At 37.8% G+C, this 19,022-nt stretch carries 17 protein-coding genes and 1 pseudogene; all 18 read right to left on the reverse strand.

From position 1 onward, the window contains the following. Positions 1–184: 184 nt before the first annotated feature. On the reverse strand, positions 185–4,516 hold the full coding sequence (locus RCJ95_RS18040) for a PolC-type DNA polymerase III (RefSeq protein WP_446722603.1): 4,332 nt from the start codon (positions 4,514–4,516) through the stop codon (positions 185–187). Positions 4,517–4,786: 270 nt separating this feature from the next. Further along, positions 4,787–6,493 carry a proline--tRNA ligase gene (locus tag RCJ95_RS18045; protein ID WP_221682747.1) on the reverse strand — a complete coding sequence of 569 codons (1,707 nt, stop codon included), beginning with the start codon at positions 6,491–6,493 and terminating at the stop codon, positions 4,787–4,789. 131 nt (positions 6,494–6,624) lie between these two features. Further along, entirely contained in the window at positions 6,625–7,887 is a 1,263-nt protein-coding gene (gene rseP / locus RCJ95_RS18050) for an RIP metalloprotease RseP (RefSeq protein ID WP_221682748.1), read from the reverse strand. A 46-nt stretch (positions 7,888–7,933) separates the two neighbouring features. Beyond that, on the reverse strand, positions 7,934–9,079 hold the full coding sequence (dxr, locus tag RCJ95_RS18055) for a 1-deoxy-D-xylulose-5-phosphate reductoisomerase (RefSeq protein ID WP_221682749.1): 1,146 nt from the start codon (positions 9,077–9,079) through the stop codon (positions 7,934–7,936). Between the two features lie 62 nt (positions 9,080–9,141). Beyond that, the gene (locus RCJ95_RS18060) at positions 9,142–9,942 is read right to left on the reverse strand and encodes a phosphatidate cytidylyltransferase (RefSeq protein ID WP_313150388.1); all 801 of its coding nucleotides are present in this window, start codon (positions 9,940–9,942) and stop codon (positions 9,142–9,144) included. Continuing rightward, positions 9,939–10,733 (reverse strand): isoprenyl transferase, encoded by a 795-nt coding sequence (locus RCJ95_RS18065; protein ID WP_004269258.1) that lies wholly within the window; start codon positions 10,731–10,733, stop codon positions 9,939–9,941. The genes RCJ95_RS18060 and RCJ95_RS18065 overlap by 4 nt, the downstream gene beginning before the upstream one ends. A 310-nt stretch (positions 10,734–11,043) precedes the next feature. Beyond that, positions 11,044–11,601 (reverse strand): ribosome recycling factor, encoded by a 558-nt coding sequence (gene frr / locus RCJ95_RS18070; protein ID WP_004269259.1) that lies wholly within the window; start codon positions 11,599–11,601, stop codon positions 11,044–11,046. Continuing rightward, on the reverse strand, positions 11,601–12,326 hold the full coding sequence (gene pyrH, locus RCJ95_RS18075) for a UMP kinase (RefSeq protein WP_004269260.1): 726 nt from the start codon (positions 12,324–12,326) through the stop codon (positions 11,601–11,603). Before pyrH ends, frr begins: the two co-directional genes overlap by 1 nt. A gap of 216 nt (positions 12,327–12,542) precedes the next feature. After that, on the reverse strand, positions 12,543–13,430 hold the full coding sequence (gene tsf, locus RCJ95_RS18080; protein ID WP_131521886.1) for a translation elongation factor Ts: 888 nt from the start codon (positions 13,428–13,430) through the stop codon (positions 12,543–12,545). A 101-nt stretch (positions 13,431–13,531) separates the two neighbouring features. Beyond that, positions 13,532–14,251, reverse strand: a complete 720-nt coding sequence (rpsB, locus tag RCJ95_RS18085; RefSeq protein ID WP_004269262.1) for a 30S ribosomal protein S2 — start codon at positions 14,249–14,251, stop codon at positions 13,532–13,534. 155 nt (positions 14,252–14,406) lie between these two features. Continuing rightward, positions 14,407–14,985, reverse strand: coding sequence for a hypothetical protein (locus tag RCJ95_RS18090; RefSeq protein WP_320940204.1), 579 nt, complete (start codon positions 14,983–14,985; stop codon positions 14,407–14,409). A gap of 9 nt (positions 14,986–14,994) precedes the next feature. Further along, positions 14,995–15,297 (reverse strand): RNA polymerase subunit sigma, encoded by a 303-nt coding sequence (locus RCJ95_RS18095; RefSeq protein WP_320940203.1) that lies wholly within the window; start codon positions 15,295–15,297, stop codon positions 14,995–14,997. 23 nt (positions 15,298–15,320) lie between these two features. Beyond that, the gene (locus RCJ95_RS18100) at positions 15,321–16,091 is read right to left on the reverse strand and encodes a FliA/WhiG family RNA polymerase sigma factor (RefSeq protein WP_036080567.1); all 771 of its coding nucleotides are present in this window, start codon (positions 16,089–16,091) and stop codon (positions 15,321–15,323) included. Between the two features lie 410 nt (positions 16,092–16,501). After that, positions 16,502–16,960, reverse strand: a pseudogene (locus tag RCJ95_RS18105) (amidohydrolase family protein); the annotation flags it as partial. A gap of 88 nt (positions 16,961–17,048) precedes the next feature. Further along, positions 17,049–17,420 (reverse strand): hypothetical protein, encoded by a 372-nt coding sequence (locus RCJ95_RS18110; protein ID WP_221682752.1) that lies wholly within the window; start codon positions 17,418–17,420, stop codon positions 17,049–17,051. Next, entirely contained in the window at positions 17,420–17,923 is a 504-nt protein-coding gene (locus tag RCJ95_RS18115) for a chemotaxis protein CheD (protein ID WP_004269269.1), read from the reverse strand. Before RCJ95_RS18115 ends, RCJ95_RS18110 begins: the two co-directional genes overlap by 1 nt. 1 nt (position 17,924) lies before the next feature. Continuing rightward, positions 17,925–18,557 (reverse strand): chemotaxis protein CheC, encoded by a 633-nt coding sequence (locus RCJ95_RS18120; protein ID WP_004269270.1) that lies wholly within the window; start codon positions 18,555–18,557, stop codon positions 17,925–17,927. A 9-nt stretch (positions 18,558–18,566) separates the two neighbouring features. Further along, the gene (locus RCJ95_RS18125) at positions 18,567–19,013 is read right to left on the reverse strand and encodes a chemotaxis protein CheW (RefSeq protein ID WP_004269272.1); all 447 of its coding nucleotides are present in this window, start codon (positions 19,011–19,013) and stop codon (positions 18,567–18,569) included. Positions 19,014–19,022 lie beyond the last annotated feature (9 nt).

Raw genomic sequence — 19,022 nt, forward strand, 5'->3', positions numbered from 1 at the left:
TACGGTTAAACAACAGAAAAGAGCGGGTATGCCCCACTCTTTTGCTGGAAAAATATCAACAAATTATTACCATAAGAATAGCACAGTTCTCGACACAATGCAAATTTCCTTCATTATAGATAACCATATTGTGTCAGGAATTTGAATTTACATTGTGACCTTTCAATGCAAAACAATTGCAATACTAGAATAGCGATAACTGATTAGCATCAGGCATGCCTTCTAAACAACCAAGCTGGTCCATGTATTCAATAAGTGTTTTGGAAACACGACCACGTTGCTGTAAATCTTCCTTGGATAAAAACTCTCCCTCTTCACGAGCAGCTACGATCGTTTTCGCCACGTTGGTTCCAAGACCCGGAATTGCATCGAACGGAGGGATTAGTGAATTGCCATCAATGACAAACTCACTAGCTTGGGAACGATATAGGTCAACCTTTTGGAAACTCATACCTCGTTCACACATTTCCAGTGCAAGCTCCAGCACGGTTAATAAGTTTTTCTCTTTAGTGGATGCATCTAAGCCTTTTATATTGATTTCATCAATCCGTGCTCGAATCATTTGCGATCCTTGCACCATTGCAATTAAATCAAAATCATCTGCTCGAACTGTGAAATACGCTGCATAATAAAGGATTGGAAAATGTACCTTGAACCAGGCAATTCGTACTGCCATAAGCACGTATGCTGCGGCATGGGCTTTCGGGAACATGTATTTTATCTTTTTACAAGATTCAATATACCAACCTGGTACTTTATTGGCGAGCATCTCCGCTTCAAATTCTTCTGATAAACCTTTCCCTTTACGAACAGATTCCATAATTTTGAAGGCTAGTGACGGCTCTAGACCTTGATAAATTAAATACACCATAATGTCATCACGACAACCAATTACTTCTTTTAGCACACATGTACCGTTTTGAATTAATTCTTGTGCATTCCCTAGCCATACGTCTGTTCCATGGGAAAGCCCAGAAATTTGTACAAGCTCTGAGAATGTCGAAGGCTTCGTATCTTCTAGCATTTGACGTACAAAACGCGTACCAAATTCTGGTATACCTAATGTCCCTGTCTTACAGCCAATTTGCTTTTCCGTAACGCCTAAAGATTCAGGAGAACTAAAAATTTTCATAACGACAGGATCATCGGTCGGGATTGTTTTAGGATCGATTCCCGATAAATCTTGTAACATCCTGATCACCGTTGGATCATCGTGTCCAAGTATATCTAGCTTTAAAATATTGTCATGAATAGAGTGGAAATCAAAATGGGTTGTACGCCATTCTGAATCCTGCGCATCTGCAGGGTATTGCACTGGAGAGAAATCATAAATGTCCATATAATCTGGAACAACAATAATTCCTCCAGGGTGTTGCCCAGTTGTACGTTTTACTCCTGTACAGCCTTGAACTAAACGATCAACTTCTGCTCCTCGAAAATGTAAATTATGATCACTTGCATAGCCTTTCACATAGCCATATGCTGTTTTCTCGGCCACGGTACCAATTGTTCCAGCACGGAATACATAATCCTCACCAAATAGCACCTTTGTATAATTGTGTGCTTGAGGCTGATATTCACCCGAAAAATTCAAGTCGATATCTGGTACCTTATCACCTTTGAAACCAAGGAAGGTTTCAAATGGTATGTCTTGTCCATCTTTTTTATAAGGTGTTCCACATTCCGTACAGTCTTTATTTGGTAAATCGAAGCCTGAGCTGACAGATCCATCATCGAAAAACTCAGAATGTTTACAACTAGGACAAATATAGTGAGGAGGTAATGGGTTAACCTCTGTGATTTCCATAAAAGTGGCTACTAATGAGGAACCGACCGAACCACGTGACCCTACTAAATAGCCATCAGCTAATGATTTTTTCACTAGCTTGGCAGAAATTAAATAAATTACACCAAAGCCGTGTCCCAAAATCGATTTTAACTCTTTTTCAATTCGAGCTTTCACAATTTCCGGTAACTCCTCACCATAAATACGATGGGCCATTTCATAGGTTAAATTGGTTACTTCATCATCAGAGCCCTCAATTTTTGGTGTATATAGGTCATCCTTTATTGGTTTAACGTCCCCAATACTTGCTGCTACTTTTTGAGCATTCGTCACAACCACTTCTTTTGCAAGATCCGGTCCTAAAAAATCAAATTCTTTCAGCATTTCATCAGTTGTTCTAAAATGGACCTCTGGTAGCTTAGAACGATTTAAAATATTTGCTCCACCTTGTGAACCAATAAGTATTTGCCTAAACATCCCATCTGTCGGATCTAAATAATGAACATTTCCAGTTGCAACAACAGGTTTATCTAGCTTCTTCCCGAGTTTCACAAGTTTACGGATAATATCTTCTAATGTCCATTCATCACGTACAACATTCCGTTCGATTAATGGTGCATATACAGCCTTCGGTTGCACCTCAATATAATCATAAAAGCGAGCAACTTTTTCTGCTTCCTCTGGAGACTTATTCATCATGGTTTCGAATACTTCACCATTACTACAACCTGATCCAACTAATAAACCCTCACGATATTGTTCAAGCACGGCACGTGTCACACGAGGAACACGATAGAATGTTTTTGTATGTGAATGTGAAACAATTTTAAATAAGTTTTTTAAGCCTGCATTATCTACTGCTAAAATTGTACAATGCATAGGTCTACCTTTTTTATAAGCATCCCCACCACCAATATGCTTATTGAAGTCATCATGGTATTTAATAGCTAGCTCATCAGCATCCTTTAATAGTTGCAGCAGTAGATATCCTGTCGCCTCTGTATCATAAATTGCTCGGTGATGCTGTGTTAATTCAATATTGAATTTTTTACACAGTGTATTCAAGCGATGGTTTTTCATTGTAGGATAAAGCAATCTTGCTAGCTCTAATGTATCAATGACAGGATGGACTGTCTCTTCAAGACCAAATTTTTTATAGCCTGTATATAGGAAGCCTATATCAAATGATGCGTTATGAGCGACAACGATTGCATCTCCGATAAAGGCATGAAATTCTTTAATGACCTGCTCTACCTCTGGAGCATTTCGAACCATATCATCTGTAATACCTGTTAATTCAATGGTAGTGGCCGAAAGTGGATGATGTGGATTTGCAAAACTTTCATATTTATCAATCACTTGTCCATCTTTAATTTTAACTGCAGCCAATTCAATAATCGTATCATATGCCGTTGACAGCCCTGTCGTTTCTACGTCAAAAACAACATACGTTGTTTCTGCCAATAAACGATGCTCTGGAGCATAGGCAATTGGTACACCATCATCAACTAAATTTGCTTCCAGACCATAAATAATCTTAATGCCATGTTTTTTGCCCGCTGCATATGCTTCAGGGAAAGATTGCACCACCGCATGATCTGTAATAGCTATTGCTGGATGCCCCCACTTTGCAGCTTGAGCAACAAGCCGATCAACAGGTGTAACAGCGTCCATTTGGCTCATTGGTGTATGCAAATGTAACTCAACACGCTTTTCACCCTCTGGTGCTAAATCCTGTCGTGTTTCTTTTTTGATTTCATTAATATCATTCGCCATGACGATTAAATCACGAATAAACGTATCGGTTTGCACAGAGCCTCGAACTTTAACCCACATGCCCTTTTTCAGATGTTGCATTAATTCAGCATCATCATTGTCACGAGAAAACATTTTAACAATGATGGAATCTGTATAGTCGGTAATTTTGATTTGTAATAATGAGCGTCCACTTTTTAATTCTTTTATTTCCGTATCAAAGACAAATCCCTCAATAATAACACGGCGTTCTTCTTCAACAATCCGTTTAATTTCCATGATTTCATTATCTTTAATTTGCATCCCAAGTTGGAATGGACGGTCACCAAGGTTGGCCAGTGCCGGATTGTCTTTCTTCTCTTGCTCACGCTTTTGGAAATCTTGCATCGCTTGCTGTGCCAGAGCCACTTCTTCCAGACGTTTCTGCTCCATAAATGCTTCCTGTGCCGCGATCATTTCTTCCGTTTCTTCTTGTAGCACAAAGTCGATTGCCATACGAGGGAAACCAAATTGACCATAGCTTTCTGCTAGTTTGTCCGCATACTTCGTTTTGAGCATCATAAATTCCATTTCCTGCATACAGGATAAAGTCATTTTTTGCCCGTTCCACGTTGGTATTTGAGTAATGAGACAATTTTTAAGCGTTGGAGCCATCTCATCAATTTGTTCCACAACATTTAGCCAGTACGCCTGCACCAATTCTTCTGTGACATTTTTTTCTAATGTTTCAAATGTCGTATTAACTTGTGCTATCGCTGAAAATTTCTCTGTCAAATGCGTACGGAAAAGCTGATATAACGGAAACGGTAATATATCTTTTAACTTAATTGTGAAATGCCAAAGTCTATCCTTTTTATGAACTGTCAGGCGTGATAGTTCACCTTCCTCAAAAAATGACATATATACATCATCTGTTAACTCTAGTTGTTGCAAGAGCATTCGAAGCCTCATTCTTGCCTCTTGTTGCTGTTCCAATCTAATGACACCTACTTTCAGAAAGAGGCAACTTCTTTAGCCTCATGTTCTAATTCGTCTTAAACGCATGATGAGAATTCAAGAAAAAAATTCGCTCCCACACTGCGGGCGCTCTTCAAGTTTAACAGAAATTTTACCATCTGTTGTTGCTTGCTTGGCTCACTGTCCCGCAGAAGTGTCGCGAATTATTTATATCTATCTTATCAAAATTATACGAAAGCCTCTATTAAAAGCATCAAATTCTAATTATCACCAATTTTTAGCTCGTCATTAATTTTTACGGAAAAATTCATTCAGACGATCAATTACTTCTTCTTTTTTCCATTCAAATGTTTCACCTGTTTGACGGAATTTCACTTCTACAATACCTTCTGTTGCTTTTTTACCAACCGTTACTCGAACAGGTAGACCAATTAAATCAGCATCAGCGAATTTTACACCCGCACGTTCAGGACGATCATCTAGTAACACATCATAACGGTATGATTTTAATAAGCCATAAAGCTCCTCCGCTAATGTCACTTGTGCCTCATCTTTTGTGTTAACTGGCACAACATGAATATCATATGGCGCTAATTGTGTTGGCCATGTAAAGCCATTGTCATCTTGGAAGTGCTCCGCTACAGCAGCTAGAATACGAGAAACGCCAATACCATAGCACCCCATAATAAATGGTTGAGCCTTACCTTGCTCATCTAAGAAAGTACCATTCATTTTAGCAGAGTATGTAGTACCTAATTTGAAAATATGACCAACCTCGATACCTTCTGCAAATTTAATGTTTCCTTGTCCATCTGGAGAAGGGTCTCCCTCTTGAATAAAACGAATATCTAAATAGTCATTAACTGCAAAATCACGCTCTGGGTTAACATTGACTAAATGGAATCCATCTTCGTTGGCACCTGCAATACCATTACGGATAGATTTAATAGCATGGTCTGCTACTACTTTTACGTCTACTGGTAATTTCACTGGACCAATTGAGCCAATGCCACATCCTAATAATTCTTGAATCGCTGCTTCACTTGCAAGTTCCACAGATCCTGCATCAAGTGCATTTTTCAATTTGATATCATTAATTTCATGATCCCCACGTGCAAGGACTACTACAAGCTCTCCATCTACATCAAAAACTAGAGATTTGATGACATTAGCAGGTTCTACTTTTAAGAATGCTGAAACATCTTCAATTGTTTTTTGCTCTGGAGTTGCTACTTTTTCTACATCTTTTAAAGCTTCATCAGATGGTTGATAGTCAACAATTACTTCAGCCATTTCGATATTTGCTGCATAATCAGAAGTATCTGAGTACGCAATTGTATCTTCCCCGATTTCAGAAAGTACCATAAATTCATGTGTTCCTTTACCGCCAATCGAACCTGCATCTGCAATAACAGCACGGTAGTTTAAGCCGAGGCGGGAGAAAATATTAGAATAAGCACGATACATATCTTCATATGTTTCATCTAAACTTTCACGTGACGCATGGAAAGAATAAGCATCCTTCATGATAAATTCTCTTCCTCTTAGTAAGCCAAAGCGAGGACGTTTTTCATCACGGAATTTCGTTTGAATTTGATACAATGTTAGCGGTAATTTTTTATATGATTTAATTTCATCACGGACTAAAGTTGTTATGACTTCTTCATGTGTTGGCCCTAATGCAAAATCACGGTCATGTCGGTCTTTTAAGCGCATTAATTCAGGTCCATATTTTTCCCAGCGACCTGATTCCTGCCATAGCTCGGCAGATTGTAGAGATGGCATTAGTAGCTCAATGGAGTTGATAGCTTCCATTTCTTCTCGAATAATTGTTTCAATTTTTGTTAGTACACGTTTTGCAAGCGGTAAATACGAGTATACCCCACTTGTATTTTGACGAATAAACCCTGCACGTAGTAATTGCTTATGTGATTTTACCTCAGCATCAGCAGGTACTTCACGTAACGTTGGGATAAATGTTTTACTTTGCTTCATTCAGTGTTCCACCTTTTTCAATAGATAAGTTTATACTCTCAATAGCATAAACAAATTTAGCTTTGAGCGCAATGTTTCATCGAAATTGCGCTCAAAGCTAGGAAATCAAATTTCATTTAACTGTAAATGAATTAAAAGAAAAATCGTTGTATATCGTTCCATGTAACAACCACCATTAGAATCATGAGTAGGACGATTCCTACAAAATGTACAATACCTTCTTTTTGACGGTCAATTGGTTTACCACGTAAAGCTTCAAAGCCAAAGAATAATAAACGGCCACCGTCAAGTGCTGGTAATGGAAGTAGGTTCATAATTCCTAAGTTAATACTTAGCATTGCGGCCCAATTCATTAAGTTCATAATACCATATTGGGCAACTTGCTCTGTTGCTTTATAAATACCTACAGGACCTGAAAGTGCGTCTATTGTGAACTTACCGGTAATTAGCATACCTAATAGTTCAAATATTTTCACAGTCATATTATAGGTTTCCTGAGCTCCATATACAACTGCCTTTAATGGGTTAAATTCTCTTGGACTTTCATAGCGTACACCTATTTGACCATATTTCTCGCCATCCTGCTGGATTTCCTTAACAGTCATATTTAAGTTCACTGATTGTCCATTTCGTTCAACTGTCACGGCAATATCTTCGTTTGGATGATCTTGAACGATTGCAGCTAAATCTTGCCATTTTTCAACTACTTGTCCGTTAATAGCTGTTACTCTATCTCCTGCCAGCATCCCTGCCTGTGCAGCTGGATCATTCTCTACTACTTCCGTGATAATTGGCTCGTATGTTGGAACACCATGGATCAATCCAATCACTAAATAAATCACAAACGCGAGAATAAAGTTAAACAAAGGGCCTGCAAAGATAGTCATTGCTCGTTGGCCAACTGTCTTTGCATTAAATTGACGATCGTGTGGTGCAATGACAAGTTCACGACCATTTTCCACAAGCACACAGTCTCTAGCTACTTGATAACGAACTAGACGTTCTTCTTCATCATAACCCTCTACAAATAACTCCTTCTCTAAATCGGCGCGTTCAACTTCTAAAAATAATAAATCTGGTAACTGCTTATTATTTTGATTGAAAATAATTTTTTTAACAACATTATCCTCATTCACAATAAGCCCTATTCGGTAGCCTGGCTGTAATTCCGTGCCATCCATATCCTCGCCGGCCATCCGTACGTATCCCCCGATTGGTAATAATCGAATAGTATACATTGTTTCTCCATGCGTTTTTCCATAAATTTTGGGACCCATTCCGATCGCAAATTCACGTACTAAGATACCTGCACGTTTGGCGAATAAGAAATGTCCAAGTTCATGGAAGAAGACGAGCATACCAAATATTAATATAAATGCAATGGCTGTTTGCATAATACCCCACCTTTAATAGCGATTAGTTAACGATACAGTGCTTTCGTTATTTTACCATGTCTAACACTATTTTTCTTGTCTCACTATCCACATGTAATATGGTTTGTAAATCTGGTACTGCAATGTTTTGGTGTGCCTGCATCACACGTTCAATCGTCTCATCAATTTCAAGGAATGTGATTTTCCCTTGTAAAAAGGCTGCAACTGCCGCTTCGTTTGCTGCATTCATCGCTGTCAGAATCGTACCACCCATACGACCAGCCTCATACGCTAAACGCAAAGCAGGGTATCGCTCAAAGTCCATCTCTTGAAAATGTAGTTGACCAATTTGCGCTAAATTTAGTCGCTGACCATTTTGTAATGGTATACGGTCTGGGTAGCTTAAAGCATATTGGATTGGCACACGCATATCTGGTGTACCTAGCTGAGCAATAACACTAGTATCATGATACTCAACTAGAGAGTGAATAATACTTTCTCTATGCAAAAGTACATCTATTTTATCATACGGCATATCAAATAAAACATGTGCTTCAATGACTTCTAATCCCTTATTCATCATTGTAGCGGAATCTATCGTAATCTTTGCACCCATAGACCAGTTCGGATGATTCAGTGCATCTGCAACCGTCACGTGTTTTAATTGTTCTCGGGTTTTATCACGGAAGCTACCACCAGAAGCGGTAATAATCAAACGTTCAATATTTTTCGGATTCTCACCATTCATCGATTGGAAGATGGCAGAGTGCTCACTATCTACAGGCAAGATGGCTACATTGTATTTTTTGGCCTCTGCCATCACTAAATGACCAGCAGTTACAAGCGTTTCTTTATTAGCAATAGCAATCGTTTTGCCCATACGAATGGCTGCTAATGTTGATTCAAGGCCTACACTTCCGAGCACAGCATTGACAAGTACAGTTGAATCTGGATGTGTTGCGACCTCTACAAGTCCTTTTGCTCCAAACGTAAATTGGATATTTGGAAACTCTTTAGCTAGTGTTAGTGCGTCTTCTTCTAATTGCACAGAAACTAATTCGGGCTTTAATGTTTCAATCATTTCTCGCGTTTTCTCTAAGTTCTTTCCTGATGAAAAAGCTACTAATTGAAAAGCATCACGTTGTTCTTTTAAGATATCGTAGGTTTGCCAACCAATTGAACCAGTTGCACCTAATAAACTAATTTTTTTCACAACAAATTGTCCCCTTTTTCTATCTAAGCAAATGATTTAGCAAAATGTCTTTTCCTATACAATCAATTACCAAATAAATGTAAAAAATGAAGTAGAGGCACGACAAATAATAGACTATCAAAGCGATCTAAAATTCCCCCATGCCCTGGTAAAATATTGCCTGAATCTTTTACATCAAAGTGACGTTTAATAGCAGATTCTACCAAATCGCCCATTTGACCAACAATTGAGGCAAAAATCGTTACAAAAATAAGTGATATATAACCATTTGCGAATGGGTAAATGAGTTGCATACATACTGCAAAAATAACAGCGATGACTATTCCACCTATAAAGCCTTCGATCGTTTTTTTAGGTGAAATTTCTGGCCATAACTTATTTTTCCCGAATTTTCTACCTACAAAATATGCACCCGAATCCGTTGTCCAAACAACTAATAAGCAATAGACAACATACTCTAATCCAACATTTCTAGTTTCAATTAGATAATGGAATCCTAATCCCACATAAAATGTGCCTAATAAAATAAAGCCAACTTCGTCAAAAGTAATTTTATTTTTTACTAAAACCACGTAAATAAGAAGTAGCATCATTAGACCATAGACTACCATTAGATTAGACGAATAGCCTATTAATTCTACAACCCTTTCACTCCAGTCCTTCGGGATAACGAGTAAAATTAAAGTGATCAGTCCTAAGAAGCCAGGCACAGAAAAGATGGAAATACCTTTCATCTTAAGTATTTCATAAAAACCGACAATAGCCATTGCTAGCACAAGTATGGCAAATGGTACTTTTCCATAAATAACGAATGGAATGAAAAGTGCTGCTGCAATTATTGCGGTAATAATTCGTTGTTTCAAGTTGTTTCTTCTCCCTTCAACCCACCGTAACGGCGATTACGTTTCTGATAGTTTTCCACCGCTTCGAGTAAGTTTTCCTCACTAAAATCTGGCCACAATGTATCTGTAAACCAAAATTCTGTATAGGCGAGCTGCCATAGCATAAAGTTACTTAATCGCACTTCACCACTTGTACGAATTAAAAGATCTGGCTCAGGTAAATGAGCTGTCATTAAATGAGATGTTAAGCAATCTTCTGTTATGTCTTGCATCGTTAATTGACCGTCCTGCACTTTTTGAAGCATCATTTTCATGGCATTGACCATTTCAGAACGACTACCATAATTCAGCGCAAAGTTTAAAATAAGCCCTGTATTATGCTTCGTTTCTTCCATTGCCTCATACAACGCTTTTTGTGTATGGGCAGGTAATAAAGATGGGTCTCCAATCATTTCGACACGTACATTACGCTCCATCATTTCTGGTAAAAAGGAACCTAAAAATTCAACAGGTAGCCGCATAAGAAAATCTACCTCAGGTTTTGGTCTCTTCCAATTTTCAGTGGAAAATGCATAGACAGTTAAGACTTTAATACCCAGGTCTGACGCAAATCTCGTCACCTTACGCACCGTCTTCATTCCTTCATGATGACCAGCCACACGTGGCATAGCTCTTTTCTTCGCCCAACGTCCATTTCCGTCCATAATAATCGCTACATGGGCAGGAATCGGCTCGCTTTTAGCTAGGGCCACACGCTCCTCCAATGATAGTGTATCCATATTTATTTGTTTACCTAATAGCTTTTTAAACATGCTAACTCCCCCACTACAACTAATCGGACGTATACTAACCTATCATATCAAACAAAAGCGCCTTTTGTCTTTTTTTTCCCTCTAAATTGACTATGTATGTACTAGCTTATTTTAGAACTATACACATATTAAAGAATGAGTTTGTTAAATAATAATTGATTGTATCATTAATGACCTTTTCACATTCATGCATGCTCTCTATTTGAGTAAGCAATTTGGCTATGAATAATAAAGAGAAAAGACGTCCTGTTAAGTATAGGACGCCTTCATCTCATCAAAAAGTTCCATCATAGACGTGTAAAAGGTTTATTTACACCTCTAAAATTTCTTTTTCTTTATCTTTCGCTACTTGATCTACTTTCACAATGAATTCATCTGTTAACTTTTGAATATCTTCTCCATAGCCACGTAGATCGTCTTCTGTGATTTCGCCAGCTTTTTCAAGTTTTTTCAAATCATCATTTGCATCACGACGAACATTACGTACAGCAATTTTTGCATCTTCCGCTTCTTTTTTCACTTGTTTTACTAGATCTTTACGACGCTCTTCTGTTAAAGCAGGAATCATAAGACGAATGACAGAACCATCATTTGTTGGTGTGATACCAATATCTGATTTCATAATTGCTTTTTCAATATCACCTAAAATTGATTTATCGTAAGGTGTAATTACTAATAAACGAGCTTCAGGTATAGAAACACCCGCAAGTTGGTTAATTGGTGTTGCTGCTCCATAGTAATCAACCGAAATACGATCTAATAGAGATGCGTTCGCACGACCTGCACGAATAGATGCTAGTTCGCGTGAGAAAGCTGCGATTGTTTTGTTCATTTTTTCTTTAGCTTGTTCTAAAACTTGTTTAGCCATTATACATTCCTCCTAACAACTGTTCCGATTTTTTCGCCTTGTACAGCACGTTTAATGTTACCCGGCTCCGTAATTGAGAAAACAATTAGCGGGATATCGTTATCCATACATAAAGTTGAAGCCGTTGAATCCATTACTTGTAAGCCTTGTTGGATAACGTCTAAGTATGTGAGTGTATCATATTTAATGGCTGTTTCATCCACTTTAGGATCCGCTGAATAAACGCCATCGACATTGTTTTTAGCCATTAAAATTGCATCAGCATCAATTTCTGCTGCTCGTAATGCGGCAGTCGTATCAGTAGAGAAGAACGGATTACCTGTCCCTGCTGCAAAGATAACGACACGCTTTTTCTCAAGATGTCTAACTGCTTTACGACGAATGTATGGCTCCGCTACTTGAGTCATCACAATAGAAGATTGAACACGTGTTTCAATGCCTAATTTTTCAAGTGCATCTTGTAAAGCTAGGGAGTTCATTACGGTTGCCAGCATGCCCATATAGTCCGCAGCAGCACGATCCATTCCCATCTCACTACCTATTTTTCCACGCCATATATTACCGCCACCTACAACAACAGCAACTTCTACATCAAGATCTACTACTTCTTTTACTTCTTCTGCAACAGACTTGATTATTTTTGGTGATAAACCGAAGCCCGCTTCTCCAGCTAACGCTTCACCACTTAGTTTAATAACTACTCGTTTATATTGCGGTACACTCATTGTAAACCTCCGTAAGACTTTATTTAAAACATCCCTATTCCCTTTTCCATTATAGTATATCTAACAATAATTGCTAGTTGTGAATAAGGCAGAATAGAAAATTATCTTCATTTTTTCATTCACTTCGGAAAAATAGGGAACACGCTATGTTGTGTTCCCCATTTTTTTGTCTAGATAATCTAGATATTATTTGATTAGAATCAAATGCAAGCTAAATTAGTTACCTTTAACTTGGCTCATTACTTCTTCTGCAAAGTTATCTTCACGTTTTTCGATACCTTCACCAACAGCGTAACGTACAAAGCCGTTTACAGAACCACCAGTTGAAGCTACAAAATCACGTACTTTTTGATCTGAGTTTTTAACGAAAGTTTGGTCAAGTAAGCAAACATCTTCGAAATATTTACCAAGACGGCCTTCAACCATTTTTGCAACGATGTTTTCTGGTTTACCTTCGTTAAGAGCTTGTTCAGTTAATACTTTACGCTCACGTTCAACTTCCTCAGCAGAAACTTCATCGCGAGAAACATAAGTTGGGTTAATTGCTGCAATGTGCATAGCAACATCTTTAGCAGCTGCTGCATCAGTAGAACCTTCTAAAGTTACTAACACACCGATACGACCGCCCATGTGTAAGTATGAACCGAATGCATCTGCATCAGATTTTGTTTTAATTTCGAAACGACGAAGTGTAATTTTTTCTCCAATTGTTGCAATAGCAGATGAGATTTGATCTACAATTTTTACGCCTTCAGCATTTGCAAGCTCTAAAGCAGCTTCAACTGAAGCAGGTTTAGCAGCAAGTAATTGCTCAGCTAAAGATGCAACTAATACTTGGAATTTGTCGTTTTTCGCAACAAAGTCAGTTTCAGCATTTACTTCAAGGATGATTGCTTCGTTACCTTGTTCTAAAATGTAAGTTGTACCTTCTGCAGCGATACGGTCAGCTTTTTTAGCAGCTGAAGAAAGACCTTTTTCACGTAGGAAGTCGATAGCTGCTTCTAAGTCGCCATCAGTTTGTACTAACGCTTTTTTACAATCCATCATACCAGCGCCAGTTTTTTCACGTAATTCTTTTACTAATTGTGCAGTAATGTTTGCCATTTAGTGTTTCCTCCTCAAATTGGTTGAACATAATTTAATGATAGGTTCTAAAAAAGGTGATAAGGGTTTTGAGCCACTTATCACCTTTTTGTAAACGTGAATTACTCAGCAGCAGCTTCTACAGCTGGAGCTTCTTCTTCACCTTGTTTTGACTCGATTAAAGCGTCGGCCATTTTAGCAGTTAAAAGTTTAACAGCGCGAATAGCATCATCATTAGCAGGGATTACGTAGTCGATTTCATCTGGATCACAGTTAGTATCAACAATACCTACTAGAGGGATGTTTAATTTACGAGCTTCTGCAACCGCAATGCGTTCTTTACGTGGGTCAACCACGAACATTACGTCTGGAAGATCGTGCATATCACGGATACCGCCTAAGAATTTGATTAGACGTTCGTGTTCTTTTTTAAGTTGGATTACTTCTTTTTTAGGAAGAACTTCGAAAGTTCCTTCTTCTTCCATTTTTTCGATTTGTTTCATACGTGCAACACGTTTTTGAATTGTACCGAAGTTTGTAAGAGTACCACCTAACCAACGTTGGTTGATGTAGTAGTTGCCTGAACGTTCAGCTTCATCTTTGATCGCTTCTTGTGCTTGTTTTTTCGTACCAACGAAAAGAACTTTACCACCATCTTGACCAACTTGACGCATGAAGTCATAAGCTTCCTCTAATTTTTTAACAGTTTTTTGTAAGTCGATGATGTAGATCCCGTTACGTTCAACGAAGATATATTTCTTCATTTTTGGGTTCCAACGACGAGTTTGGTGACCAAAATGTACACCAGCTTCAAGTAATTGTTTCATAGAAATTACTGACATGTGAATTTCCTCCTAATATTTTGGTTTTTATCCTCCGCATTTATCATCTACAACAAGCTACCCTAAGCTTAGAGCACCACTTACTGCATCAAAATGCGTGTGTAGTAATAACACCATTTGCAACTATATCATAGCTTTGAACGATTCGCAACAATTTAGTGATGGAATTTCAGTAAAAGCTCGATTTCTGTTTTACCCTTTTGCAGTTGTTTCGCTATTTCCTCTGGTGATTTTCCCTGCTTTGCTAATTCTAGAACCTGTTGTTCCACTGTCAGCAATTTGTCAGCTTCTTTTTGCTCCTCCACTTTTAGAGGTGGAGCTGTTTTCACCATTTTCGAGCCTGTATGTTGCTGACGTGAATAAGCATTTGCGACTATATTTTTAGGTACATAGATACGAGCATCCTTCTCTAAAGATAGAGAACTATCACTTTTCACCTCGTGTACTACTGGCAAAGATGGCTGCTCCTGAGGTGTCATATATTGTTCCTTTTGCTGCAAGCTACTAGCAGCTATTTCTGACTGAGAGACATTTTGTAGCTCTTTAATAAGACGGTCATTTTCATCTTTCATTTCAGTTAAATACACACTAATGGTGTCGTCCATTTCCCTCATTAATCGTTCTTGCTTCTTTTCCAAATCTTTAAACTTTGCTAACTTTGTATTTAAAATGATAAGAAAGTAAAATGAAATGAGCTGTAAAAAGAATAGCACCGCTATTAGAATGGTTGTCATTGTAAACTCCTATCCACTAAAATCCACGAAATTCCCTTTAAACGGATGTTGTGCCTGTTTTGCTTGTTGATCCTTTTTTTTCTTTTTATGAATCCCTGTTAAATACTCACCACCCGCATCTTCATCCTCACTAATTTCATCCATACCTTCTGATGTGTTGACAATTTTTTGCTTGCGCTCTACTTCTTTTTTTAATGCTTCATTTGCATGTGCTTGCTGAGCCAATACTTGCTGCTGTGCCTGATCCGCCATTTTTCCTGCTTCGAATGTTTTTGGAATAGCAATCTGTAACTCGACACCTTTTAAACTCATTGGAATCTCTCCCTCAAGGATATTTACGCATTAATCATTTCACTAGATAATAGCTTTCGTAGCTTTAATAGCGCTTTTGAATGAATTTGTGAAATACGAGAGGTTGATAGTTCAAGCATTTCACCAATTTCTGTCAAAGTTAACTCCTCCGTGTAAAATAGACTAAGGACAAGCTGTTCTTTTTCATTGAGTTTCTGAATATTTTCCGCAAGATCATCTAACAACTCTGATTTAATGATAGCTTGCTCAGGTGTTTTTGTTGTATCGTCTCGTATGACAAAAGACTTGCCATCCGTTTCTTCTTGGTCTTGTTGTTCATTAATAGAAAGAACATTTGAAAAAAAATGCTCTTGTACAGTTTGATAGACATCTTCAACAGATACTTCCATATGCTCAGCAAGTTCCTCAGGTGTTACATGACGCATATATTTTTGTTCTAGTTGTTCAATTTGTGCATCTAATTTTTTTGCTTTTTCACGCGCTGACCGTGGTAACCAGTCTTCTTTTCGTAAACCATCAATGATAGCTCCTCTTACTCTAAACGAAGCATATGTATCAAATTTTAAATCTCTGTTAATGTCAAATTTATTTAATGCATCAAAAAGTCCTACCATCCCTAAGCTGGTTAAATCGTCTCGTGATACGCTTTTTGGCAGACCTGCACCAATACGTTGGACATGATAAGATACTAAAGAAATGTATTTTTTTATAAGTAAATCGCCAGCATCTGGATCACGCTCATGTATCCAGCGATTCCACAGTTTTTGCTCATCGTTCAGAATTGGTTGTGTCATGAAATCCACCTCTCTAAAAAACGCTTTTTCACGCCTGTTTACTAACGACTACTTGCGCTCTTAAAATTTATCATTCAACAGGATTTCTCAGTTTTTTTATAAAAATCCACATTTAAACTAATCTAGACGTAAGCCCTGAGTAGTTAAAGCCCGATAAGCAGTTGCCATCTTTCCTATATTATAACAAGAATCGACTATAATTTCATTTGTTTCTCTTAGTCTCTAATATATTCCTTTGTTTTTGAAAGACATAGAAAAACTGTATCCTGATTGTGTAATGATACTTGGATACAGTTGGATATGATTAAGCTTTTAGTTTAGGAAGCTACTGAATTCTTTTAACAAAGAACAAATTGAACAAAAGAGCAATAATACCCAATATTAGAACCACTCTTTCAATAAATTATGCTTTAAATCGTACTAGAGACAAATTTCCCATTGAATATAGTTGCCTTACGTAGAGATCTTCGAGCAATTGCTTCAGCAGAGCAAGAAGCCTCTACAAACACCATATTTGCATCATCTCCCACTTTTGGCCATGTTTGCTCACCTGCTTGATTGAGTGGGGTTTTTCCCCCTCTAATAAATGGAAGGGTTTGGGCTAATGAGCGTTCATCTTCCCAACCTGAGCTTTTTGCCAAACGACCAGCTCGTTCTAATAAATCTCCGTTACCAAATGGGGACCAAACATCAAAGATCTTGTCACAGCCAATTGCAACGCGTACCCCTTTACTGTGTAATAAACCAACAGGTGGAAACTTTCTACGGAGGGGGACACTCGTCACAATCGTAATACCTGCATCACGTAAGATGTCCGCCATTTCTTCTGCCTCAGGGCGTGAAATATCTCCTAGCCCAAAGGCATGGCTATATAAAAATAATTAATTTCCTTAAGTTTTTCGTATACTAAACTCCACAGCCACAATAAAAAAGAGTCGTTATTCACGACTCTTACTTTTACGCATTTACTTGTTGATCTTCTTCTCGATTCATCATCGTTCTTACTACTTGTGCAATTTCCTCGGAATTTTCATCTTGAAATTCAACCGTAGAATTAGCTATTGGCACTTCTTGTATTACGCCTTCTATTGATTCAAGTTCCTTTTCTTCTATATCGCCTTCAACCGCTTCCTCATCTTCCTCTGGTGTAAACAAGATGTAAGCAATTAGAAAACGTACAATAAACATTACAAAAAATGCGATGATTGCTACAATAAAAGAGCCAATCAGGATTCGCAGAGGCGTAAATGGTTTTTGAAATGTACTAAAAAAATAAATAGAAAAGGCAATTAATGCTCCCCATAGGTTGTAAAATATAGAACCAAACATTAGATTTCACTCACTCCCTGGTTAACTGTTCGGATGTGTAATATCGACGTTGCAGGATTAAATTCAATCGTTCTACCACTATTTCCACCAGTATCCTCGGCCACTAAAGGGATGCCCTGCCTCTTTAATTCATTTTTGACAGCTTCTACATTGCGGGGACCAATACGCATTGTATCTTTGTCAGAAGTAAATTGGAACATCTGCGCACCCCCTGCAATTTTTGCCTTGAGTTTAAATTTTTGAACGCCTTCTAACTTTAGTAAATCAATCATTGCAGCAATCCCTGAATCTGCAAATTTCGCGACATTGATTGACTCAGCTCTTCCTAAACTTGAATCTGGTAACATCACATGGATTAAACCAGCAATTTTTTTTGACTCATCATACAAAATAACACCAACACATGAACCAAGACCAGAAGTTCGAATCGTGTTAGGTAGCTTTACTACATCCATTTGTGCAATTCCCACTTTAATCACTTGTCCACTACTATTGGTTAACATATCACGAAACCCCTAATGCTTTAAAAATTGCATCAAACGAGTCAGGATCTGGTAGTAGGAAGAAATGACCCCTCACCGTTTCATGGTCTTCCACACCTTCTTCAAAAATGGATGTATTTATAACAATAACATTATCGCTGACATGAGATAATTCTATTAAACCAATGCTTATTATAGCTCCAAACATATCAACACTTAGACCTGGCACAGTTGGATAAATTTTTAAATTAGTAAAATCCGATAAGGCAGATAAATAGGAGCCCGATAAAATATTACCCATTTCTTGCATAGCTGATAAACCTAACTCTGAAACAGGTCGTTTTTTAAAGTCAAAAGAGTCATCGAAAATAAGTCGACGTATAAAGCGGTTTGCTTGTTCGATAGGTAAAATAAAGAACATACTTCCCTCTGCATCACCTTCAATACGAAGGTAAATGCCAACAACTACGTTTTCTGATCCCCCAGCCAACTCCATCATATCGTTAAAGGACACCATCTCTACCTTTGGAACACGCATATCAATTTTTTTCCCAAGTAAATTGGAAAGTGCTGTCGCGGCATGCGCAGCACCGATATTTCCAATCTCCTTTAATACATCTAAATGTAGTGATGTAATTTTTTGATTAAATGTCATTATCGATCCCTACTTTAGTGGATTTAATACTTTTTCTAAATGTAATAAGATTAATAATCGCTTCTCTACTTTAGCAACGCCTGAAATAAATTCTTCTTCAAGTGAGCCAACGACTTCTGGTTGCGGTTCAATAGCACTTGCAGGAATATCAATAACGTCGTTAGCGGAATCCACTACAAAGCCTACTTCCATATCTTCTAATGAGATAATAATAATGCGTGTTGTTTCCTCATGTTCAGAAATAGGTAATTCAAAACGTTCACGTAAATCCACAATTGGTGTGACAACACCTCGTAGATTGATTACACCTTTTACATATTTCGCTGTTTTCGGTACACGTGTGATATGCATTAATTTCTCAATTCCTTGAACATGGGACACAGGAATTGCATATTCTTTATCTGCTAACTGAAAAACTATTACTTTAATACTTTCTTGCTCCACTGCATTTGTCATACTTTACAC

This window comes from Lysinibacillus sp. BSL11 (assembly GCF_052928325.1).

Bases quoted from the DNA above. Each gene is read 5' to 3' on its own strand.
- RCJ95_RS18045 (WP_221682747.1), bottom strand. From the start codon at position 6,493: ATGAAGCAAAGTAAAACATTTATCCCAACGTTACGTGAAGTACCTGCT.
- rseP (WP_221682748.1), bottom strand. From the start codon at position 7,887: ATGCAAACAGCCATTGCATTTATATTAATATTTGGTATGCTCGTCTTC.
- RCJ95_RS18065 (WP_004269258.1), bottom strand. From the start codon at position 10,733: ATGTTTAAAAAGCTATTAGGTAAACAAATAAATATGGATACACTATCA.
- frr (WP_004269259.1), bottom strand. From the start codon at position 11,601: ATGGCTAAACAAGTTTTAGAACAAGCTAAAGAAAAAATGAACAAAACA.
- pyrH (WP_004269260.1), bottom strand. From the start codon at position 12,326: ATGAGTGTACCGCAATATAAACGAGTAGTTATTAAACTAAGTGGTGAA.
- tsf (WP_131521886.1), bottom strand. From the start codon at position 13,430: ATGGCAAACATTACTGCACAATTAGTAAAAGAATTACGTGAAAAAACT.
- rpsB (WP_004269262.1), bottom strand. From the start codon at position 14,251: ATGTCAGTAATTTCTATGAAACAATTACTTGAAGCTGGTGTACATTTT.
- RCJ95_RS18090 (WP_320940204.1), bottom strand. From the start codon at position 14,985: ATGACAACCATTCTAATAGCGGTGCTATTCTTTTTACAGCTCATTTCA.
- RCJ95_RS18095 (WP_320940203.1), bottom strand. From the start codon at position 15,297: ATGAGTTTAAAAGGTGTCGAGTTACAGATTGCTATTCCAAAAACATTC.
- RCJ95_RS18100 (WP_036080567.1), bottom strand. From the start codon at position 16,091: ATGACACAACCAATTCTGAACGATGAGCAAAAACTGTGGAATCGCTGG.
- RCJ95_RS18110 (WP_221682752.1), bottom strand. From the start codon at position 17,420: ATGTTTGGTTCTATATTTTACAACCTATGGGGAGCATTAATTGCCTTT.
- RCJ95_RS18115 (WP_004269269.1), bottom strand. From the start codon at position 17,923: ATGTTAACCAATAGTAGTGGACAAGTGATTAAAGTGGGAATTGCACAA.
- RCJ95_RS18120 (WP_004269270.1), bottom strand. From the start codon at position 18,557: ATGACATTTAATCAAAAAATTACATCACTACATTTAGATGTATTAAAG.
- RCJ95_RS18125 (WP_004269272.1), bottom strand. From the start codon at position 19,013: ATGACAAATGCAGTGGAGCAAGAAAGTATTAAAGTAATAGTTTTTCAG.